Below are 22,030 nucleotides of genomic sequence, written 5' to 3' on the forward strand. Positions count from 1 at the left end.
CTTGCTAGATGAAAATCCTGGTGGTAACGCAATATTTCTGGCCTGAGTCGTTCATTATTAATGATTTGGTCAAGACTTTGGCGGCTCAAGGGCATGACATCAAGGTTCTTACTGGTAAGCCAAATTACCCTGATGGCATTGTCTTTGGTGGTTACAGTGCTTCTGGATATCAGGAAGAAAAATTCGACTCTTCCGTCAGTGTTTGTCGTGCACCACTCAGACCACGTGGTGCTTCCGGCGCAAAAAATCTGATGCTGAACTATTTTTCGTTTATTTTAAATGGACTTAAGTTTTACCCGGCAGCAGTAAAAGGTGAAGATTTTGACGCGATTTTTGTGTTTGCACCTTCACCTATTACTTCAGTAATTCCTGCGATTTACTTGAAGTGGAAACTCAAGAACCATCTGGCTGTATGGGTTCAGGATCTCTGGCCGGAGAGCTTGAGTGCGACCGGGTTCATCAAGAACAAAGCAATATTGCGCGTTGTGGGCTGGATGGTGAAAGGTATTTATGCCTTCGTCGATACGCTTCTTGTTCAGTCGAGGGCATTTCGAGAACCGGTCGCCCGTTACGCCAATCCTGGCAAGGTTGTGTATTACCCCAACTCATATCAGGACGTACCGCGGAGTATCGAGGAGACCCGGATTCCCGCCCCCTTGCTCGCGGAGCTAGACAATCATTTCTGTCTGGTTTTTGCTGGAAACCTGGGGACTGCCCAGTCGGTCGAAACCCTCATCGAGGTAGCTGACAAGCTTCGCCATTTGTCGGAAGTCAGGATTGTTTTGGTCGGAAGCGGCAGTATGTCGAGCTGGATCGAAACCCAGAAGGAATCCCGAGGTTTGGACAACCTTATACTCGCCGGACGCTTTGCAGCCACTGAAATGCCGCATTTTTTCAGTCGCGCTGAGGGATTGTTGGTGACGTTGAAGCAAGATGAGGCGTTCTCCTATACCATCCCTAGTAAAGTTCAGGCTTACCTGGCAGCGGGGAGGCCGATTATCGCCGCGCTGGACGGGGAGGGCGCGCGCGTCATTCAAGAGGCGGGAGCCGGTCTGACCACCGCGGCGCAAGACGCCGAAGGTATGGCCTATTGCATTGAGCAGCTTTTTCGCATGACTTCGGATGAGCGGGAATCGATGGGACAGGCAGGTCGAGCGTATTACCTCGAGCATTTCGAAATGGAGCGGCAAAGTCAGCGTCTGGTCGAAATTCTCAGTAGCAGGATCAATGAATTAAAAGGTAGCTCAAAATGAAAGTTCTCGTGTTAGGGGTCACCGGAATGCTGGGCAGTACAGTGTTCAGGCAATTCCATGGAAACCCGCACTACGAGGTGTGGGGCACTTTGCGCAATCCGGGTGGCGCAAGATACTTTTCTGAGGACATGCACAGTTCGTTGATCAGTAATGTCGACGTGCTAGACCAGGATTCGCTGGTTTCGGTGCTGGCACGGGTCAAGCCGGACGTCGTCATCAACTGCGTCGGACTGATCAAACAATTGGCCGATGCCAAGGACCCCCTTTCCGCACTCCCTATCAATGCCATGTTGCCGCATCGCATTGCCAAGTTGTGCACGCTGTCAGGTTCCCGGCTGATTCATATCAGCACCGATTGCGTGTTTTCTGGCCGCAAAGGCATGTACACCGAAGAGGACATCTCCGATGCAGAGGATCTCTACGGTAAGTCCAAGTACATCGGTGAGCTTCACGATGAACTGAATGCTATCACCCTGCGGACTTCGATCATTGGTCACGAACTGGGGAGCCAGTATTCGCTGGTGGACTGGTTCCTGTCCCAGAACGCACCGGTCAAGGGTTATGAGAAGGCCATTTTTTCGGGGCTTCCAACCGCAGAATTGGCGCGTGTCATTCGCGATTACGTGATCCCGAATCCAGGTCTCCATGGCCTTTATCATGTTTCCGTGGCGCCAATTGACAAACTGTCTCTTCTGAAGATGGTGGCGAAAGTTTACGAAAAAGAAATCGATATCATCGCGGATAGTCAAGTTTCCATAGATCGCTCACTAAACTCCTCGAAGTTTCAGGCGGCAACCGGTTACGTTCCACCGTCGTGGTTGGAATTGGTTAAATCGATGCGCGCGTTGCGTTGATCATTAAATTCAATCAGGTTTGGGAAGGTAGTTATGTTCGATAATAAGGTTTTGATGATCACGGGCGGTACGGGCTCGTTTGGCCATACGGTGTTGAAGCGTTTTCTGGATACTGATGTAAAAGAGATTCGTGTATTCAGCCGTGACGAGAAGAAGCAGGAAGATATGCGCATTGCCTTGTCGAATGACAAGGTGAAGTTCTACATCGGTGACGTGCGTGATCGCGACAGCCTGGATCAGGCGATGGTGGGGGTGGATTACATTTTCCACGCCGCAGCCCTGAAACAGGTGCCTTCCTGCGAGTTTTACCCGATGGAAGCCGTGCGTACCAACGTCATGGGTACCGAGAACGTTTTGAATGCGGCTATTGCTTCGGGCGTGCAACGCGTTGTCGTACTCAGTACCGACAAAGCAGTATACCCAATCAATGCCATGGGCATTTCCAAGGCCATGGCTGAAAAGCTGATGGTTGCCAAATCGCGGATGATTCCGGCGACAGGCCCGGTGATTTGCGCAACCCGCTACGGTAACGTCATGGCATCCCGCGGTTCTGTGATCCCGTTGTTCATCAATCAGTTGCAGAGTGGCGAGCCGCTGACCGTCACCGACCCGAACATGACACGTTTCCTGATGTCGCTCGAGGATTCCGTTGACCTGGTCCTGCACGCGTTCGAGCATGCCGAGCAAGGTGATATTTTCGTCCAGAAAGCACCAGCCTCGACAGTGGCGGACCTGGCCCAGGCACTCAAGGAACTGTTTGTTCGCGACAATGCCGTCAAGGTCATTGGTACTCGCCACGGCGAAAAACTCTACGAGTCGCTGATCTCCCGAGAAGAAATGGCCAAGGCCGAAGACATGGGGCGCTACTACCGCATCCCTTCGGACAATCGCGACCTTAACTACAAGAAGTTTTTTGTCGAGGGCGAGCAGGAAATTTCCGATCTCGACGACTACACCTCCCACAACACCGAGCGTCTCGATGTAGAAGGCGTGAAGAAAGTTCTGTTGAATCTGGAATACATTCAGGAGCAACTTGATGCTTAAGGTCATGACGCTGGTCGGGACGCGACCAGAACTTATCAAGATGAGCCGCGTTATTGCCGAGCTTGATAAGCAGGTTAATCATGTGTTGGTTCACTCGGGTCAGAATTACGACTTCGAATTGAATCAGGTCTTTTTCGATGATCTCGAAATCCGCAAGCCTGATTACTTTCTGGGGGCTGCCGGTGATACCGCAGCCAAGACCATCGCCGAAGTCATTTCGAAGGCGGACGAAGTATTCGAGGCCGAAAAGCCTGATGCACTTCTGCTCTACGGCGATACCAATACCTGTCTGGCCGTCATTGCCGCCAAGCGCCGCAAGATTCCGGTGTTCCATATGGAAGCCGGCAACCGCTGTTTTGACCAGCGCGTCCCTGAAGAGTTGAACCGCAAGGTGCTCGATCACCTCAGCGATATCAATATGGTCTTGACCGAACATGCCCGGCGTTACCTGATCGCTGAAGGCATTCGTCCTGAAACCATCATCAAGACCGGCTCGCATATGGAGGAGGTGCTCGACTACTACATGCCGAAAATTCTCACTTCCGACGTGCTGGCGCGAGAAGGCCTGGAGCAGGACAAGTTCTTCATCATCAGCGCTCACCGTGAGGAAAACGTCGATACGCCGGAAAACCTTCGCGACTTGCTCAAAACGCTGCGAGCCCTGGCCGACAAGTACCAGTACCCGATCATTGTTTCCACGCATCCTCGTACGCGCAAACGTCTGGAAGCGATAGGCGAATCGCTGGACCACCCCTTGATTCGCTTCTCGAAGCCATTCGGTCTGCTCGACTACATCAAGTTGCAGATGTCGGCGTTCTGCGTGCTGTCCGATAGCGGCACCATCACAGAGGAAGCCTCTCTTCTGAATCTGCCCGCCATTACCATTCGTAATGCGCACGAGCGTCCGGAAGGGATGGATGAAGGCACTCTCATCATGAGCGGCCTGAAAGTGGAGGGTGTTCTGGATGCCGTACGTGTAGTTACCAGCCAACATGATCGTAGCCAGCGTGTTATCCCGGTTGTCAGGGATTACCAGGCAGGTCCTGTGTCGAAGCAGGTCGTTCGGGTCGTACTGAGTTACACCGACTACATCAATCGTACTGTCTGGTCGAAATCCTGAGCGTCGTCGAGGTTTGAAAAATGCGTGTTTTATTGACAGGTGCTACGGGTTTCGTCGGTCGCGCAGTATTGGGTCGCTTGGCGGCCTCTGACGATCTGGAACCGGTGGCTGCCATTCGCGGGCACGCCCTGCCTGACTGTCCGTCGCGCGTTATTACCGTTCGAACCGCCGGGCTCAGTGCTGATACCGATTGGTCTCAGGCGCTGGATCAAGTGGAGGTTGTCATTCATGGCGCGGCTCGCGTTCACGTCATGAATGACACCGAATCCGATCCGCTGGAGGCGTTTCGCAAGGTGAATGTCGAGGGCACGCTAAGCCTCGCTCGGCAGGCAGCCTCGTCGGGTGTTCGCCGCTTTGTGTTCATCAGTTCGATCAAGGTGAATGGCGAAGGTACGCCGCTCAATCAGCCTTACTTCGCCGACGCGACGCCCGCACCAGGTGATCCGTACGGCGTTTCGAAAATGGAGGCCGAGCAAGGGCTGCGTGAAATTGCGAGCACTTGCGGGATGGAAGTGGTGATCATCCGTCCGGTACTGGTTTACGGTCCGGGCGTGAGAGCCAACTTTCTGAACATGATGCGTTGGCTGGACAAGGGAATACCCTTGCCGTTCGGCGCTATCCATAATCGACGCAGCCTGGTCGCTCTGGAAAATCTTGCGGATTTGATCGTGACCTGCATCCGTCATCCGGCCGCCGCCAATCAGACTTTCCTCGTCAGCGACGGGGAGGATTTGTCCACGACACAATTGTTGACGCGGATGGCAAAGGCATTGGGTAAACCTGCCCGCCTGTTGCCTGTGCCAAGCGTGTTGCTTGAACGAGGGGCGCAGTTGCTCGGCAAGAAGGCTTTGTCGCAACGTCTGTGCGGTTCGTTGCAAGTCGATATCAGCAAAACTCGGGAGTTGCTGGGCTGGATTCCGCCGGTCAGCGTCGATGAGGCGCTTGTCTCGGCTGCCAACTACTACAAGGAAAGGCAGCGCTAAGCTGGCTTATGGCAATGCCGGTTCAATTGCAGAATTGATTGTGGCTGTTTCAGGAAGTTGACCTTTGAACACAATATGGTTGTTGGCGTTGGTGGTGGGTGTTTCATTTTTGGGCACCGGTGCATTGCGCAAATACGCGCTGGCACGCAGCTTGATAGATGTTCCTAATGCGCGTAGTTCACACTCGGTCCCGACCCCCCGGGGTGGTGGTGTGGCTATCGTCCTGAGCTTTCTGATCGCGTTGCCAGTCCTGGCCTGGACAGATGCCGTCGCCTGGCCGATAGCGCTGGCTCTGCTGGGGGCCGGCGGCTGGATCGCGATCATCGGGTTTCTCGACGATCATGGGCATATTGCCGCGCGCTGGCGCCTGCTTGCGCATTTCGCGGGTGCCATCTGGGCATTGATCTGGATTGGCGGGATGGCGTCGATCAACCTGTTCGGCTTCGAGTTCAGTCTCGGTTGGTTCGGATATGTCATCGGCGCCTTCTACTTGGTCTGGATGCTCAATCTCTATAACTTCATGGATGGTATTGATGGCCTGGCCAGCGTCGAGGCGATTTGTGCCTGTGTCGGTGCTTGCCTGGTCTACTGGATCGCAGGCCACACCAACCTCGCGATTGCTCCGCTGGTGCTGGCGATGGCCGTATCGGGTTTCCTCGCCTGGAATTTCCCGCCAGCGAAGATTTTTATGGGCGATGCCGGCAGTGGTTTTCTGGGCATAGTGCTGGCGGTGATGTCGCTCTATGCAGCATGGACGAATCCACTGTTCCTCTGGGCCTGGCTCATATTGTTGGGCGTTTTTATTGTTGATGCCACCTTTACCCTCATTCGTCGGCTGTTGCGTGGGGATAAGGTTTATGAGGCCCATCGCAGTCATGGATACCAGTATGCTTCACGACAATATGGCAGCCATCGGGCGGTCACGCTGACAATTGCTGCGATCAATTTGTTGTGGTTAGTGCCAGTGGCTATATTGGTCGTCATGCAATATATCGATGGCGTGGCAGGCGTGGCCCTGGCCTACGTGCCTCTGGTGTTGCTGGCTTTCAAGTTTCACGCGGGCGAGTTGGAAATCGCTGGCAAGGCGTGATGAACGCATTGGTTTTTGAGTATTGCTTTGTCGGTAAGTGAGTTACCGAAAGCTGCAGTTGCTGTATCAATGCTAGGAGCTTCGACAGGTGTTTAGAGGGGTTATGGATAAGATTCGGGCAAAGTTGTTAAGTCTGCCAAGACGACATAAACGCATTCTGCAGGTCCTGACTGATATTTCGCTGGTCTGGTGTGCCCTGTGGATGGCGTTTGTCGTGCGACTTGGGGTGGACGAATTGGTCAACCCGTTCACTCAGCATGTCTGGCTTTTTGTCAGTGCACCTGTCATCGCCATTCCTCTTTTCATTCGCTTTGGCATGTACCGTGCGGTCATGCGGTACTTTGGAAATGACGCGCTCATTGCCATTATCAAGGCGGTGACACTATCGTCCCTGATACTTGGCGTCGTGGTGTACTGGTACAGTAATCATCAAAACGTCGTTCCGCGCTCGATCATTTTCAACTACTGGTGGTTGAGCCTGATCATGATCGGCGGTCTGCGCCTGGCCATGCGTCAGTACTTTATGGGCGACTGGTTCAGCGCCGCCCAGCACGTCCCGTTTACCAGCCGGGATGACGGTCTGCCGAAAGTGGCTATCTACGGCGCAGGGTCGGCGGGTAATCAACTTGTTGCAGCCTTGCGGATGGGGCGCGTCATGCGGCCTGTTGCCTTTATCGATGACGATAGCGGGATCGCCGACCGGGTGATTTCCGGATTGCAGGTGTACAAGCCCAAGCACATCCAGCAGATGATCGATAACACCGGTGCCCAGGAAATTCTCCTCGCCATTCCTTCGTCAAACCGTGGCCGCCGTCGCGAGATTCTCGGGTTTCTCGAAGGCTTTCCGCTGCACGTTCGTAGCGTCCCGGGTTTCATGGATCTGGCCAGTGGCCGGGTAAAGGTCGACGATATCCAGGAAGTAGACATTGCCGACCTGCTCGGGCGTGACGCCGTCCCGGCCCAGGCTGATTTACTCGAACATTGCATCACGGGGCAGTCCGTGTTGGTCACGGGCGCCGGAGGGTCCATTGGCTCAGAGCTTTGCCGGCAGATTCTGGCGCTGCGCCCGACAACGCTTCTTCTGTTTGAACACAGCGAGTTCAACCTTTACTCCATTTTGTCCGAGCTGGAGCAGCGGGTCGCTCGAGAGTCGCTGTCCATCCGTCTCCTGCCGATTCTCGGATCGGTTCGCAACCCGGACAAGTTGCTGGACGTCATGAAAACCTGGCGAGTGGACACGGTTTATCACGCAGCCGCCTACAAGCATGTGCCTATGGTCGAACACAACATTGCCGAGGGTGTGCTCAATAATGTAATAGGCACGCTTAATACGGCCCAGGCCGCACTTCAGGCAGGAGTGGCCAACTTCGTCCTGATTTCGACGGACAAGGCCGTGCGTCCCACCAATGTCATGGGTAGCACCAAACGTCTTGCCGAGTTGACGTTGCAAGCGCTGAGTCGTGAGTTGGCTCCGGTTTTGTTCGGAGATACGAGCAATGTCTCCCGTGTGAACAAAACGCGCTTCACGATGGTGCGGTTTGGTAACGTCCTGGGGTCATCGGGTTCGGTCATTCCGCTGTTTCACAAGCAGATCAAGTCGGGTGGTCCTCTGACGGTCACGCATCCGAAGATCACTCGATACTTCATGACCATCCCGGAAGCGGCGCAGTTGGTGATTCAAGCGGGTTCCATGGGGCAGGGGGGGGATGTTTTTGTCCTGGACATGGGCGAGCCCGTGAAAATCGTTGAACTGGCCGAGAAGATGATCCATTTATCCGGCCTGAGTGTTCGTTCGGAAAAAAACCTGCATGGTGACATCGCTATCGAGTTCACCGGGCTGCGTCCGGGCGAAAAGCTTTACGAAGAGCTACTGATCGGTGACAACGTAGCAGCCACACAGCATCCGATGATCATGACGGCCAACGAGGATCACCTGTCCTGGGATTTGCTGAAGGGCAAGTTGACCGAGTTGCTCGCAGCGGTGGATCAGGACGACTACACGCGCGTCCGCCAGTTGTTGCGCGACACTGTCAGCGGCTACACCCCCGACGGTGAGATTGTCGACTGGATCTACCAGCAGCGCCGCCTTGAGCCCTGATTGTTTCATATGCTGTAACGTACACATTTTTGACAGTCCCATGGCATAGCCTAGGTTTGGAGAGCAGCTTCGGAAAAGCTGCTTTCTCAAACGACGGCATGGAGCTTCACTTATGCGTACAAGCAGTTTCTACTCTCTGGTATTCGCCCTCCTCACCAGTGCTTCTCTTACGGCAATCGCCGCGCCTGTCAAGGCGCCTGAGGCGATGAATGCGCCTCTGGTGCAGGATGTTGCCGTCCAGGCGCCATCCGGTAAAGTCGATCTCAATAGTGCTGATGTATCTACGTTGCAACGTGAGCTGACGGGAGTGGGCGAGGCCAAAGCGAAAGCAATTGTTGCTTATCGTGAAAGTAATGGTGCGTTTGCGTCAGTTGACGAGTTGCTGGAAGTGAAGGGTATCGGCAAAGCGCTTCTGGACAGGAACCGCGACAGGATCGAGGTGAACTAGGGGCGGGACTGGACGACAAGGGCCGGTCATTGATCGGCCTTTGTCTATAGCGAGAGTTATGCCCGGCGGACCAGTCGCAGTACTTGAATGGTTTTTCGGTTACCTGAAATCAGACAAAGTACAGGCCCGCGTTGTTCAGCAGGGTCGCCAATCAGACATCGCTTTGATCGACTATCGGGCTGCTTCGACGCATGAAAGTCCTGTCGCTCAGTCACCGCTGAATACGCACTGTTCATCCGCCCCGCCATTTATCGGTCGGCCCGCAATACCGTTCATACCATCGTAGAGGTTCGGCGCGGTTTTGCGTTCATACAGGGTCTACTCTCTCATGCAGGCCTGGGCACCGACGAGAGCCGACCGCTTCGTGGATATGGAAAATTACGGCTATCATATTTCGTTTGAATTATGCGTATAATAAATACCGCTTGCGTCGAAGTGCCTTGGCGTCAGGCGTCCTTCAGCATCCTTCAGGAGCACCGTCATGAATTCAGTTCAGTCCCGAGGTACGGCCCTCGTCACCGGCGCTTCTTCCGGTATAGGGGCGGTTTACGCCGAGCGGTTGGCGGCCCGTGGTTTTGATTTGTTGCTCGTGGCTCGCGACGAACAGCGATTGGAGGCGGCCGCGAGCAAACTGCGTTCGGAGCATGGGATCAAGGTTGAAGTGCTGAAGGCGGACCTGACTCAAAAAGCAGACGTGCTGCAGCTCGAACAGCGGTTACGCAGCGATTCGAGTATCAGTCTGTTGCTCAATAACGCCGGCGTGGCGGCGGACGGGCTTTTGGCCAATGCCGATATCGACCAGCTGGAGCGAATGATTCAGTTGAATATCACCGCTGTCACGCGATTGGCCGCGGCGGCTGCAGCCGGTTTTACCAAGGCCGGGCGCGGCACAATCATCAATATTGCGTCGGTGGTGGCCTTGTTTCCCGAGCGTTTCAACGCGACCTACAGCGCCAGCAAGGCCTATGTATTGAGCCTGACTCAATCGTTGAACGCCGAACTGGACGGCACTGGGGTGAAGATCCAGGCGGTGCTGCCCGGTGTAACCCGAACCGAGATCTGGGAGCGCTCCGGCATCGATGCGTCACAAATTCCTGCGGACATGGTGATGGAGGCGGGTGAGATGGTCGATGCTGCATTGTCGGGTCTGGATCAGGGTGAATTGATCACTATTCCTTCATTGCCCGATGCGGCGGATTGGAATGCGTTCGTGGCGGCGCGTCTTGTGATGGCGCCTAACCTGTCCAAAAGCAAGGCTGCTGCCCGCTATCGGTAAGTGCCATCAATCAGATTGAGGTGTGAGCGGTATGAATGATCGTCGTGTGGTTGTAACAGGCATGGGCCTGGTGTCGCCGCTGGGGAGCGGTGTCGAAGTGGTCTGGGAGCGGCTGTTGGCCGGGCGTTCCGGGCTGCGTAATCTGCCGGATGAGGTGGTTGCCGATCTGCCGGCCAAGGTCGGCGGTGCGGTGCCGACCTTGGCGGATGACCCGCAGGCGGGTTTCGATCCGGACCTGGCGACTCCACCCAAGGAACAGAAGAAGATGGATCGCTTCATTCTGTTCGCCATGGAAGCCGCGCGTCAGGCATTGGAGCAAGCCGGCTGGCAAGCGCTGGATGCCAATGCCCAGGAGCGCACGGCCACCATCATCGGTTCAGGCGTGGGTGGTTTCGGTGCGATTGCCGACGCAGTACGGACTACCGATAGCCGTGGTCCGAGGCGTTTGTCTCCATTCACCATTCCTTCATTTCTGGTCAACCTCGCGGCCGGTCATGTGTCGATCCAGCATGGCTTCAAGGGGCCACTGGGCGCGCCGGTCACGGCATGCGCCGCCGGGGTTCAGGCAATTGGCGACGCGGCGCGAATGATTCGTGCGGGTGAGGCGGATATCGCGGTGTGCGGCGGTGCTGAAGCGGCGATCGATCGGGTCAGCCTTGCCGGGTTCGCCGCTGCTCGCGCCTTGTCCAGTGCTTACAACGATACGCCTGAACGCGCTTCACGACCTTTCGACAGTGGTCGCGATGGCTTTGTCATGGGGGAGGGGGCCGGGCTACTGGTCATCGAGTCTCTGGACCATGCGCTGGCCCGGGGCGCCAAGCCCCTGGCGGAGCTGGTCGGCTACGGCACCAGCGCCGATGCCTATCACTTGACCGCCGGTCCCGAGGACGGCAGCGGTGCGCGGCGAGCGATGTCGTTGGCATTGGCACAGGCCGGTGTTTCACCGGCTCAGGTCCAGCATCTGAATGCTCATGCAACCTCGACTCCGGTGGGGGATCTGGGTGAGCTGGCGGCGATCAAGGCGTTGTTCGGTGCGCAAAACGGCATCGCCGTGACATCGACCAAGTCGGCGACCGGACATTTGCTCGGTGCCGCGGGTGGACTCGAAGCGATCTTTACGCTACTGGCGATCCGCGACCAGGTCGTGCCGGCGACCCTCAATTTCGAAAACCCGGACCCTGCCACTGAAGGCGTGGACATTGTTCATGGCAGCGCACGGCCGATGGCCATCGAATATGCGTTGTCCAACGGCTTCGGATTTGGCGGGGTCAACGCCAGTGTGCTGTTCAAGCGTTGGCAGGGTTAATCCTGCGGGTGTTTGAGGTGTTCGCGTGCGACGTCGAGAATCCGTTGGGCAAACCCGGCGTCGGCCACGCTGCGCGATAACAGCAAGGCGCCGACCAGCGTAGACATGATGACGATGCTGCGGTCGGCGGTGCGCTCTCCGTCAAGGGTGCGCCGGATCTGGTCGAGTCGCGCCTGGAGCACGACGTCGCTGGTGGGGCTCGGTTGACCACGCAGCCCCAGTTCCGAAGAAATGGTCGGCAGCGGGCAACCCTCGTGAGGTGAGGTTTGATGCCATTCGGACAGGTAAGCGTCGATGAAGGCTTCGAGAGGATGCTCCTCGGCGAAGATTTGCGCGCACAATTCGTCGACTTGTGCGCCAGCCTCTTGCAAGGCTTTTTCCACCAGTTCGTCCTTGGACTTGAAGTGCGAGTAAAAGCCACCGTGGGTCAGGCCCAGCGCTTTCATCAGAGGTTGCAGCCCGGTCGCGCCGATACCGTCGCGTCGAAATCGCGCTGAAGCTTCCTTGATTATGCGTTGGTGGGTCTGGGCTTTATGGTCCTGCGAGTAACGCATCTGATATCTCCGCATCAATGCGGCCCATATTAACCAATGAAAATTGCATGGTGACTGTACTTCTATTTCTAAAAAGCATGCAGATGCTTCGATATGGGTACAAAGCGGCATGATTTCAGGGCAAACCACGTAAAAACAAACCCCGCTGTTCAAGGCGGGGTTTTCATTCAGCGGTCCTGCGCTTCCTTGGCGTCCATTTCCGCATTGCGTTCGGCGACGCGCTTACGTTGCTCTTCGGTCAGTTCGACTTTGTGGGCTGTGTCGCGCAGCATCATCAGACCACCAACGATCGAGCCAATGGCAACGACCAGAATCAACCAGGCATACCAGGGCATAGGATTCTCCTTGAAAAGCAGGCGGGTCGACGAGGGTTCGCCAACCGATCGCGTATAGCACTTTGAGTGACGGGATTTCATCGCAGTTCCATCGCTATCACCCCCATTCTATGCCTGTTGTTCAAGCTTCACTTGAACGCTTTCAAAGTCCGGTCAGCATCGCATCCGCCGGTGCATCGGCGCGCAATTGCGCGGTGAGCGTGAAGTACACGAAACCTGCGGCCATGAAGCCCAGGAAGATCAGGCCGATCAAGGTGTTGAACCAGGCCATCGCCACCAGGCATACCACCGCCAGCATCAGCGCAATGAACGGCACCAGCGGGTAGCACGGCGCGCGGAAGGTGCGCTCCAGGTTTGGCTCGGTTTTGCGCAGTTTGAACAGGCTGAGCATGCTCATGATGTACATGACGATGGCGCCGAACACTGCCATGGTGATCATCGCCGCCGTCAGCGTCATGCCGCCGAGGTTGATCAAACCGTCGCTGTAGATCGCCGCGATACCGATCACGCCGCCGGCGATGATCGCCCGGTGGGGAGTCTGGAAACGCGACAATCTGGCCAGGGACGCCGGCAAGTAGCCGGCGCGGGCGAGGGCGAAGAACTGGCGCGAATAGCCAAGGATGATCCCGTGGAAACTCGCCACCAGGCCGAACAGGCCGATCCACACCAGCATGTGCAGCCACCCGGAGCTTTCGCCAACCACGGTTTTCATCGCCTGGGGCAGCGGGTCGTTGATGTTCGACAGGGTGCGCCAGTCGCCGACGCCACCGGCGAAGAACATCACGCCCATCGCCAGCAGCACCAGGGTCAAAATACCGCTGATGTAGGCCTTGGGAATGGTGCGTTTCGGGTCCTTGGCTTCTTCGGCGGCCATGGCGGCGCCTTCGATGGCCAGGAAGAACCAGATGGCAAAGGGGATGGCCGCGAACATTCCGGCGATCGCCGGAGCGCCGAACACGTCGGTGCCGGCCCAGCCATTGAGGGCGAAGTTGCTGAAGCTGAACGCCGGCGCCACCACGCCCATGAACACCAGCAATTCAGCGACCGCCAACACACAGACCACCAGTTCGAAGGTCGCCGCCAGTTTCACGCCGAGGATGTTGAGACCCATGAACAGGATATAGGCACCGACTGCCGCGTGTTTCGGGTCCAGGGCTGGAAACTGGACATTGAGATAGGCGCCGATGGCCAGGGCAATCGCCGGTGGGGCGAAGACGAATTCGATCAATGTCGCCAGGCCGGCGATCAATCCGCCTTTTTCCCCAAACGCACGACGGCTGTAGGCAAAGGGGCCTCCAGCGTGAGGAATGGCGGTGGTCAGCTCGGTGAAGCTGAAGATGAAGCAGGTGTACAGGGTGGCGACCATGAAAGAGGTCACCAGAAAACCCAAGGTCCCGGCCACGCCCCAGCCATAACTCCAGCCGAAATACTCCCCGGAAATCACCAGCCCGACGGCAATGCCCCACAGATGCAACGTGCCCAGCGTGGGTTTGAGTTGTGTGTTCATGCGCTTGCTCCCTGAGTGGTTTGGAACGCTCGGGGGGAGGCCAGTGCAGTGGGCGTGCCATTTTTCGAGGGGGCGTCGTAATGGGCTGAAAGGCGTCGTATCGGAGATGTTCGCAACCGAATGTGCGAACTTTGTGCGTCAGTCGGGGGCGTCGTTGCTACAAATGCCGCTTTCGCGAGCAAGCCCGCCTGTCTGCTACACGACGCCGCTGCGATGCGGATACGTCGTGTTTCAAAGCAAGCGCGGGCCGCCGTTGATGTTCAGGTTTGTTCGGTAAGGCACTCGCGCAACGCCGTCTGCCAGTCAGGTTGACTGACGCCCCAATCGCGTTGCAAGCGACTGCAATCCAGGCGCGAGTTGAGCGGCCGGGCAGCAGGCGTCGGGTAGTCGCTGGACGGGATCGGTAACAGGGCGGCGCAGGGTTTGCCCTGTTGTCGCAATGCTTCGCCGATTGCCTGAGCGAAACCAAACCAGGAGGTCTCACCTTGAGCGGTCAAGTGATAAATGCCCCAGTTGGCCACCTCGCGCGCCTGCCAGTGTTCAATCAGGGCAAGGGTGCTGTTGGCGAGTGTGCCGGCCCAGGTAGGGGCTCCGATTTGATCGGCAACTACACGTAACTCCGGTTTCTCTTGCAGCAATCGCTGCATCGTCAGCAGAAAGTTACGGCCATGGTTTGAATAGACCCAACTGGTACGAAGGATCAGGTGTTTGCCTTGCACGTCCTTGATAGCCTGCTCACCGGCCAACTTGCTCTTACCATATACGCCGAGCGGATTGGGCGTGTCGTCCTCGTTGTAAGGTCCGGATTTCAATCCGTCGAAAACATAGTCCGTGGAGTAATGTATCAACGGGATGTCGAGAGCCAGCGCCTCTTCGGCGAGAATGCCGGGAGCGATCGCGTTGATGGCAAAGGCTGCTTGCGGCTCGCTTTCTGCCAGGTCAACCGCTGTATGGGCTGCCGCGTTGATGATCAGGTCGGGCCTGAGGTTTTGCACCTGGCGGCGAATCTGATCGGGTTGCGCGAGATCGAGCTGTTCGCGACCCAATACGATCAATTCGCCGAGCACACCCAGTCGGCGTTGCAGCTCGTGTGAGACCTGACCATGTCTGCCATTGATGAGTACTTTCATGAGAACGGTTCAGTCTCGCCATGGGGCAAATCGGGCTCACACAGGCTCATTACTCTCCCCCTGCCAATTTGGCCAGGTACTGACCATATCCCGTCTTGCCGAAGTACTGGGCGCGTTCCAGCAGTTGTTCGCGGTTGATCCAGCCATTTTCATAGGCTATTTCTTCGAGACAGGCGACTTTGAGGCCTTGGCGGTGTTCGATGGTCTGCACGTATTGAGAGGCTTCGAGCAAGCTGTCGTGGGTGCCGGTGTCGAGCCAGGCGAAACCTCGACCAAAACGCTCGACCTGCAGGTCTCCGCGTTGCAGATAGGCATTGTTGACGTCAGTGATTTCCAGCTCGCCGCGAGGCGAAGGTTTCACCGCCTTGGCGATCTCGATCACGTCGTTGTCGTAGAAATACAGGCCGGTTACGGCATAGCTGGATTTTGGCTTTTTCGGTTTTTCTTCGATCGAAAGCGCACGGCCCTCGCTGTCGAAATCGATGACGCCGAAGCGTTCGGGGTCCTTGACCCAATAACCGAACACGGTGGCGCCGGAACAGCGTTGTGCCGCGTTCTGCAATTGTTCGCCAAAGTGCTGACCGTGAAAGATGTTGTCGCCCAGGATCAGGCACACAGGGTCATCGCCAATGAACTCCTCGCCAATCAGGAAAGCCTGGGCCAGACCGTCCGGAGATGGCTGCTCGGCAAAGCTGAAGTTCACCCCGAACTGGCTGCCGTCACCCAGCAGATTGCGATATTGCGGCAGATCCTGCGGGGTGGAGATCAGCAGGATATCCTTGATGCCGGCCAGCATCAGCACCGAGATCGGGTAGTAGATCATGGGCTTGTCGTAGACCGGCAACAGCTGTTTCGACACACCGAGCGTAATCGGGTGCAGGCGTGTGCCCGAGCCACCTGCCAAAACGATACCTTTCATCATGGGAGCAACTCCTTGGAATTGATGGCGCCAAGGCGTTCGCCCTGATAGCTGCCATCTTGAACACGGCGGCACCAGTCCATGTTGTTCAGGTACCATTGAACGGTTTTGCGCAAGCCGGTTTCGAACGTCTCTTCGGGCACCCAGCCCAGTTCGCGTTCAATCTTGCTGGCGTCGATTGCGTAGCGTAAGTCATGTCCAGGACGATCCTGGACGAAGGTGATCAGGTCGGCGTAATGCGCAACGCCCTCCGGCTTTTGCGGTGCCAGTTCTTCAAGCAGGGCACAGATGCCGCGCACCACGTCGATGTTCTTTTGTTCGTTGTGCCCGCCGATGTTGTAGGTCTCGCCGACCTTGCCGGTGGTCACCACTGTGAGCAGTGCCCGGGCGTGATCTTCGACGAACAGCCAGTCGCGCACTTGCAGGCCGTTGCCATAAACCGGCAGTGGCTTGCCGGCCAGGGCGTTGAGGATAACCAGCGGAATCAATTTCTCGGGAAAGTGGAAAGGCCCGTAATTGTTCGAACAATTGGTCAGCAGCACCGGCAGGCCATAGGTTCGCTGCCAGGCGCGGACCAGGTGGTCGGACGCGGCCTTGCTGGCGGAGTAGGGCGAGCTGGGTGCGTAGGGCGTCGTTTCCGTAAACAGGTCATCGACGCCGTGCAGGTCACCGTAAACCTCGTCGGTGGAAATGTGATGAAAGCGGAAGGCGCTTTTCTCAGGCTCCGGGAGGGCTTGCCAATAGGCACGGGTGGCTTCGAGCAGGCTGTAGGTGCCGACGATGTTGGTCTGGATGAACTCTGATGGACCATCGATGGAACGATCGACGTGGGACTCGGCTGCCAGGTGCATGATCGCGTCAGGCTGGAAACGCGCCAGCACTGCACTGACGGTGGCCTGGTCAACAATATCGGCCTGAACGAACTCGTAACGAGTGTTGTTGGCAATACTGGTCAGCGACTCGAGATTGCCGGCATACGTCAGTTTGTCCAGGTTGAGCACATCATGCTCAGTGTGTTGGATCAGCTCGCGAACAAGGGCCGAGCCTATGAAACCGGCTCCGCCGGTAATAAGGATACGCATGTTGGGCCAGCCTTTTTCAGTAATGCGAATATCGGTAGCTTGCAGGCACGAGCGAGGAGGCGCAAGAATTCCTGACCCCATTCGTATTCGGTTACGTCGTGCCAATCGGGCTGGATTATCCATGACTTGCCGCCTTCACTCACTAAATCTTGCGCAAAATTTAGAGCTTTACCTGCGAAACTCACGGTTTTCTCCGTACCGGAGCCCCTTCGCGCACCCCATAACCCCAGCGTAAAACCACTTTTTACGCTTTCTTTATGCCCGGCCCACACCCACGGTCTCGTTCCTTTACAGCCTTCTTTCCGACAATGACTCCACACGCGGCAATACGCCGTAACACGGAGAACTTCCATGAGCGTTCTGGACGGAGTGTCACTGCTGTTGGCAGTGGGGCTGTTCATTTATCTGTTGGTTGCGCTGTTGCGCGCGGACCGGAACTAGGAGCGGCTATGCACAGTTATGACTATTGGCTGATCCTCGGGTTTTTCGCCCTGGTATGGGTCCCGGCGCCGTTTCTCGGACGCTTCTACTACAAGGTAATGGAGGGGCAGCGCACGTGGCTGTCGCCGGTCCTGGGCCCGGTCGAACGTGGTTGCTATCGGCTGGCCGGCGTCGATCCGCACGCCGAACAGAGTTGGCAGAGATACACCCTGGCCTTGCTCGCCTTCAACCTTGCGGGTTTCCTGCTGCTGTTCGCGATCCTGCTGTTCCAGGGCCATTTGCCGCTGAACCCGCAACACCTGCCGGGTCAGGAGTGGACGCAGGCGTTCAACACCGCCGTCAGTTTCATGACCAACACCAACTGGCAGTCTTACAGCGGCGAAGCGTCCTTGAGCTACTTGAGCCAGATGGCCGGCCTTACCGTGCAGAACTTCGTCAGCGCCGCCACTGGCCTGGCCGTACTGGTTGCGCTGTGCCGCGGCATCGGGCGCAAATCCACGGCATCGCTGGGCAACTTCTGGGTCGACATGACCCGCGCCACCCTCTACGGCCTGCTGCCGCTGTGCCTGTTGCTGGCGCTGTATCTGGTCTGGCAGGGCGTGCCGCAAACCTTCGCGCAGTACGTGAATGCGGTGACGGTGCAAGGCGTCGACCAGGTCATTCCCCTGGGCCCGGCTGCCAGCCAGATTGCGATCAAGCAATTGGGTACCAACGGTGGCGGCTTCTTCGGCGTCAACTCGGCGCATCCGTTCGAGAACCCGACGGCCTGGAGCAACCTGTTCGAAGTGGCCTCGATCATCCTGATCCCGGTGGCGCTGGTGTTCACCTTCGGCCACTACGTGAAGGACCTGCGTCAGAGTCGCGCGATCATCGCCTGCATGCTGGCGCTGTTTCTGATCGGCGGCGCGACCTCGCTATGGGCTGAATACCAGCCGAACCCGCCCCTGAACAACGTAGCCGTCGAGCAGACGGCGCCGCTGGAAGGCAAGGAAGCGCGTTTCGGCACTACCGCCACGGTGCTTTGGTCGGTAACCACCACGGCGGCGTCCAACGGCTCGGTCAACGGCATGCATGACAGCCTCAGCCCGCTGAGCGGCATGGTCGCGCTGGTCAACATGATGGTTGGCGAGGTGATCTTCGGCGGTGTCGGTGCCGGGCTCTACGGCATGTTGCTCAACGTGTTGATCGCGGTGTTCCTCGCCGGCCTGATGATCGGTCGTACGCCGGAGTACCTCGGCAAGAAACTGCAAGCCAGGGAAGTGCAATTGCTGGTGGTGACCCTGATGGTCATGCCGATTGGCGTATTGGTGCTCGGCGCGATTGCCGCCAGCCTGCCAGGTCCGGTGGCTGCCGTGAGCAACCCCGGCGCCCACGGTTTCAGTCAGTTGCTCTACGCCTACACCTCGGCCAGTGCCAACAACGGTTCGGCGTTCGGTGGCTTCGGTGCCAACACGCCGTTTCACAACCTGATGCTGGGCCTGGGCATGTTGATCGGTCGCTTCGGTTACATCCTCCCGGTTCTGGCCCTGGCCGGCAGCCTGGCGATGAAGAAAACCGCACCGATTGGCCAGAACAGCTTCCCGACCCACGGCCCGCTGTTCGTGACCTTGCTGACCGTGACCATTTTGCTGGTGGGTGGTTTGACCTTCCTGCCGACCCTGGCACTGGGGCCTATTGCTGAACACCTGAGTATGGGCTTCTAAGGAATCCATCATGAATATGCATGTTCCAGCTTCAAAACCTGCATCACCGACCAAGTTGGCCGAAGCCCCGAAAACCGCGATCTCGGCCCTGTGGCGCCTGGCGCTGGTGCAAGCCTTCGTCAAGCTCGACCCACGGCAATTGCAACGTGCGCCGGTGATGCTGGTGGTCGAACTGACCGCGATCCTGACCACCGTGCTGTGCTTCATTCCCGATACGGCCGTACCGACCTTCGTCGCCGCGCAAATTGCCGTGTGGCTGTGGTTCACCGTGCTGTTCGCCAACTTCGCCGAAGCCTTGGCCGAAGGTCGTGGCAAGGCCCGTGCCGACAGCCTCAAGGCCGGTAGCGAAGGCTTGAGCGCCCGGCGCAAAACCAGCAATGGCACCTTTCAGGTAGTGCCGGCCACCAGCCTGCGCAAAGGTGATGTGGTGCGTGTCGAAGCCGGGGAGATGATCCCCGGTGACGGCGAAGTGCTCGAAGGTATCGCAGCGGTCAACGAAGCGGCGATTACCGGTGAGTCGGCACCGGTGATTCGTGAGTCCGGCGGCGACCGCTCGGCCGTTACCGGCAATACACGGCTGGTGTCCGACTGGCTGTTGGTGAGGATCACCGCCAACCCTGGCGAGTCGACCCTGGACCGCATGATCGCCCTGGTCGAAGGCGCCAAACGCCAGAAAACCCCGAACGAAGTGGCGCTCGACATCCTGCTGATCGGCCTGACCCTGATCTTCCTGCTGGTGGTCGTCACCCTGCAACCGTTCGCTCACTTCGCCAACGGCAGCCTGCCGCTGGTGTTCCTGGTGGCACTGTTGGTCACCTTGATTCCGACCACTATCGGCGGTCTGTTGTCGGCCATCGGTATCGCCGGTATGGATCGTCTGGTGCGCCTGAACGTGATCGCCAAGTCCGGTCGTGCGGTGGAAGCGGCGGGGGACGTGCACGTCCTGCTGCTGGACAAGACCGGCACCATCACCTTCGGTAACCGTCGTTGCTCGGCGGTGTATGCCGCGCCAGGCGTGACAGCCAGGGAATTGGCCGAAGGCGCGTTGCTGGCGTCGCTGGCCGACGACACCGCTGAAGGCAGGTCGATCGTCGAGTACCTGCGTGGCACTCATCCGCAACCGGAACCGTCCGCCGACCTGCTGACAGCCGTGCCGTTCAGTGCCGAAACCCGCTTGTCCGGTGTCGACTATCAAGGGCGCGTGTACCGCAAGGGGGCGGTGGATTCATTGCTGGCCTTCGTCGGCCTGAAACGTGCGGACCTGGCACCGGCCCTGTCCCGCGAAATCGACAAGATCGCGCAAAGCGGCGGCACCCCCTTGCTGGTCTGCGCCGAGGGCAAGTTGCTCGGCGCGATCCACCTCAAGGACGTGGTCAAGCCCGGTATCCGCGAGCGTTTCGCCGAGTTGCGCAAGCTGGGCATTCGCACGGTCATGGTCACCGGTGACAACCCGTTGACTGCAGCCGCCATCGCCGCTGAGGCAGGTGTGGACGATGTGCTGGCGGAAGCCACGCCGGAGAAAAAACTGGCGCGCATTCGTCACGAACAAAACGACGGTCGTCTGGTCGCCATGTGCGGCGACGGCGCCAACGATGCCCCGGCACTGGCCCAGGCGGATGTCGGCATGGCGATGAACGATGGCACCCAAGCGGCACGTGAAGCGGCCAACATGGTCGACCTCGACAGCGACCCGACCAAGTTGCTGGACGTGGTGCAGATCGGCAAGGAATTGCTGGTCACCCGCGGTGCGCTGACGACCTTTTCCATCGCCAACGACGTGGCCAAGTACTTCGCGATCCTGCCGGCGCTGTTCGCCGCGATCTACCCGCAACTGGGCGTGCTCAACGTGATGCACCTGAGCAGTCCGCAGAGCGCGATTCTGTCGGCGATCGTTTTCAACGCGTTGATCATCGTGGTGCTGATTCCCCTGGCATTGCGCGGTGTGCGCGTGCAGGCGGCGAGTGCGGCGGCGCTGTTGCGACGCAATCTGCTGATCTATGGCCTGGGCGGGATTCTGGTGCCGTTCGTGGGCATCAAGGCGATCGACATGCTGTTGACGGCGTTGCATCTGGTTTGACTGAACACGCCCCTGTAGGAGCGAGCTCGCGATGGTGGTTAACGATGACGCGTGCTTGCTGACTGTACGCGGCGCTCTCAATTACATCGCGAGCAAGCTCGCTCCTACAGGTTTTTTCCGTGAATTCGAGGATTTTGAAATGTCCACATTGATACGCCCGGCCCTGAGCCTGCTGGTCCTGATGACGCTGATCACCGGCGTCGCCTATCCACTGGTGGTTACCGGCGTCGCCCAGGTCGTATTCCCGGATCAGGCCAACGGCAGCCTGGTGCGCGATGCCGAGGGCAAGGTCCGCGGTTCCTCGCTGATCGCCCAGGATTTCGTCGGCGACGCCTGGTTCCACCCGCGTCCTTCGGCCGGTGCCTTTGCCACTGTATCGAGCAGCGCCAGCAACCTGTCGCCGAGCAACCCGGCCCTGGCCACGCGGGTGATCGACGAAGCCGGCAAGCTGCTGGTGCCCGGCCAGGGACCCGTGCCGTTGGCGCTGGTCACGACGTCGGGCAGCGGTCTCGATCCGCACTTGCCACCGGCGGCGATTGCCTATCAACTGGCGCGTGTCGCGGCGGCGCACAATCTGCCGGTCGCGTCACTGCAACAGCTGCTGGACGCGCACATCGAGCAGCCATTGGTAGGCCCGCCGGTGGTGAATGTGCTTGAGTTGAATCTGGCGCTGGAAAAGCTTTAGGTCCGTGGTGCTGCCATTCGCGAGCAAGCCCGCTCCCACAATTGGAATGCGTACTCCTGTGGGAGCGGGCTTGCTCGCGAAGACGGTTTGACAATCACTACATCAACATCTGAAAGACGAGAACT

Annotated in this window: 20 protein-coding genes; 14 read left to right on the forward strand and 6 right to left on the reverse strand. The window is 57.9% G+C overall.

Annotated features, from left to right (window positions below):
• Positions 1 to 8: 8 nt before the first annotated feature.
• The 10 genes from AC3WN7_RS07640 (at position 9) to fabF (ending at position 11,472) form a co-directional block, all read left to right on the forward strand.
• Complete coding sequence (locus tag AC3WN7_RS07640; RefSeq protein WP_095966364.1) at positions 9 to 1,253, forward strand: glycosyltransferase family 4 protein; 1,245 nt, start codon at positions 9 to 11, stop codon at positions 1,251 to 1,253.
• Positions 1,250 to 2,107 carry a dTDP-4-dehydrorhamnose reductase family protein gene (locus tag AC3WN7_RS07645; RefSeq protein ID WP_095966365.1) on the forward strand — a complete coding sequence of 286 codons (858 nt, stop codon included), beginning with the start codon at positions 1,250 to 1,252 and terminating at the stop codon, positions 2,105 to 2,107. Before AC3WN7_RS07640 ends, AC3WN7_RS07645 begins: the two co-directional genes overlap by 4 nt.
• A gap of 33 nt (positions 2,108 to 2,140) precedes the next feature.
• Positions 2,141 to 3,151, forward strand: a complete 1,011-nt coding sequence (locus tag AC3WN7_RS07650) for a polysaccharide biosynthesis protein (protein ID WP_015093995.1) — start codon at positions 2,141 to 2,143, stop codon at positions 3,149 to 3,151.
• Positions 3,144 to 4,271 carry a non-hydrolyzing UDP-N-acetylglucosamine 2-epimerase gene (gene wecB / locus AC3WN7_RS07655; RefSeq protein ID WP_015093996.1) on the forward strand — a complete coding sequence of 376 codons (1,128 nt, stop codon included), beginning with the start codon at positions 3,144 to 3,146 and terminating at the stop codon, positions 4,269 to 4,271. The genes AC3WN7_RS07650 and wecB overlap by 8 nt, the downstream gene beginning before the upstream one ends.
• Positions 4,272 to 4,291: 20 nt before the next feature.
• Positions 4,292 to 5,254, forward strand: coding sequence for a UDP-glucose 4-epimerase family protein (locus AC3WN7_RS07660; protein WP_015093997.1), 963 nt, complete (start codon positions 4,292 to 4,294; stop codon positions 5,252 to 5,254).
• Positions 5,255 to 5,318: 64 nt separating this feature from the next.
• Complete coding sequence (locus AC3WN7_RS07665; protein WP_095966367.1) at positions 5,319 to 6,344, forward strand: MraY family glycosyltransferase; 1,026 nt, start codon at positions 5,319 to 5,321, stop codon at positions 6,342 to 6,344.
• A gap of 103 nt (positions 6,345 to 6,447) precedes the next feature.
• A complete protein-coding gene (locus AC3WN7_RS07670; protein ID WP_095966368.1) occupies positions 6,448 to 8,442 on the forward strand; it encodes a polysaccharide biosynthesis protein in 1,995 nt (664 codons plus the stop codon).
• A 112-nt stretch (positions 8,443 to 8,554) separates the two neighbouring features.
• The gene (locus AC3WN7_RS07675; RefSeq protein ID WP_095966369.1) at positions 8,555 to 8,890 is read left to right on the forward strand and encodes a ComEA family DNA-binding protein; all 336 of its coding nucleotides are present in this window, start codon (positions 8,555 to 8,557) and stop codon (positions 8,888 to 8,890) included.
• A 481-nt stretch (positions 8,891 to 9,371) separates the two neighbouring features.
• Complete coding sequence (locus AC3WN7_RS07680) at positions 9,372 to 10,166, forward strand: SDR family NAD(P)-dependent oxidoreductase (protein WP_095966370.1); 795 nt, start codon at positions 9,372 to 9,374, stop codon at positions 10,164 to 10,166.
• Positions 10,167 to 10,197: 31 nt separating this feature from the next.
• A complete protein-coding gene (gene fabF, locus AC3WN7_RS07685) occupies positions 10,198 to 11,472 on the forward strand; it encodes a beta-ketoacyl-ACP synthase II (protein ID WP_095966371.1) in 1,275 nt (424 codons plus the stop codon).
• On the opposite strand, the gene AC3WN7_RS07690 is transcribed toward fabF, so the two are convergent.
• The 6 genes from AC3WN7_RS07690 to rfbB form a co-directional block, all read right to left on the reverse strand.
• The gene (locus AC3WN7_RS07690; protein WP_095966372.1) at positions 11,469 to 12,026 is read right to left on the reverse strand and encodes a TetR/AcrR family transcriptional regulator; all 558 of its coding nucleotides are present in this window, start codon (positions 12,024 to 12,026) and stop codon (positions 11,469 to 11,471) included. The genes fabF and AC3WN7_RS07690 overlap by 4 nt on opposite strands.
• 167 nt (positions 12,027 to 12,193) lie before the next feature.
• Positions 12,194 to 12,361, reverse strand: a complete 168-nt coding sequence (locus tag AC3WN7_RS07695) for a DUF2897 family protein (protein ID WP_007973599.1) — start codon at positions 12,359 to 12,361, stop codon at positions 12,194 to 12,196.
• 142 nt (positions 12,362 to 12,503) lie between these two features.
• A complete protein-coding gene (eat, locus tag AC3WN7_RS07700; protein WP_102674256.1) occupies positions 12,504 to 13,868 on the reverse strand; it encodes an ethanolamine permease in 1,365 nt (454 codons plus the stop codon).
• 260 nt (positions 13,869 to 14,128) lie between these two features.
• Positions 14,129 to 14,998 (reverse strand): dTDP-4-dehydrorhamnose reductase, encoded by an 870-nt coding sequence (gene rfbD / locus AC3WN7_RS07705; RefSeq protein ID WP_102674255.1) that lies wholly within the window; start codon positions 14,996 to 14,998, stop codon positions 14,129 to 14,131.
• Between the two features lie 49 nt (positions 14,999 to 15,047).
• Positions 15,048 to 15,920, reverse strand: coding sequence for a glucose-1-phosphate thymidylyltransferase RfbA (rfbA, locus tag AC3WN7_RS07710; RefSeq protein WP_015094006.1), 873 nt, complete (start codon positions 15,918 to 15,920; stop codon positions 15,048 to 15,050).
• Positions 15,917 to 16,999, reverse strand: coding sequence for a dTDP-glucose 4,6-dehydratase (rfbB, locus tag AC3WN7_RS07715; RefSeq protein ID WP_015094007.1), 1,083 nt, complete (start codon positions 16,997 to 16,999; stop codon positions 15,917 to 15,919). Before rfbB ends, rfbA begins: the two co-directional genes overlap by 4 nt.
• A 351-nt stretch (positions 17,000 to 17,350) precedes the next feature.
• On the opposite strand from rfbB, the gene kdpF reads away from it, so the two are divergent.
• The 4 genes from kdpF (at position 17,351) to kdpC (ending at position 21,905) form a co-directional block, all read left to right on the forward strand.
• Entirely contained in the window at positions 17,351 to 17,440 is a 90-nt protein-coding gene (gene kdpF, locus AC3WN7_RS07720; RefSeq protein WP_007899818.1) for a K(+)-transporting ATPase subunit F, read from the forward strand.
• A gap of 8 nt (positions 17,441 to 17,448) precedes the next feature.
• Positions 17,449 to 19,143: a potassium-transporting ATPase subunit KdpA gene (kdpA, locus tag AC3WN7_RS07725; RefSeq protein ID WP_095966377.1), complete on the forward strand. Its 1,695-nt coding sequence runs from the start codon at positions 17,449 to 17,451 to the stop codon at positions 19,141 to 19,143.
• Between the two features lie 10 nt (positions 19,144 to 19,153).
• Positions 19,154 to 21,220, forward strand: a complete 2,067-nt coding sequence (kdpB, locus tag AC3WN7_RS07730) for a potassium-transporting ATPase subunit KdpB (RefSeq protein WP_102674254.1) — start codon at positions 19,154 to 19,156, stop codon at positions 21,218 to 21,220.
• Between the two features lie 139 nt (positions 21,221 to 21,359).
• Positions 21,360 to 21,905 carry a potassium-transporting ATPase subunit KdpC gene (gene kdpC, locus AC3WN7_RS07735; protein ID WP_095966426.1) on the forward strand — a complete coding sequence of 182 codons (546 nt, stop codon included), beginning with the start codon at positions 21,360 to 21,362 and terminating at the stop codon, positions 21,903 to 21,905.
• The last annotated feature ends 125 nt before the right edge of the window (positions 21,906 to 22,030 follow it).

The organism is Pseudomonas sp. FW305-70 (assembly GCF_058783925.1).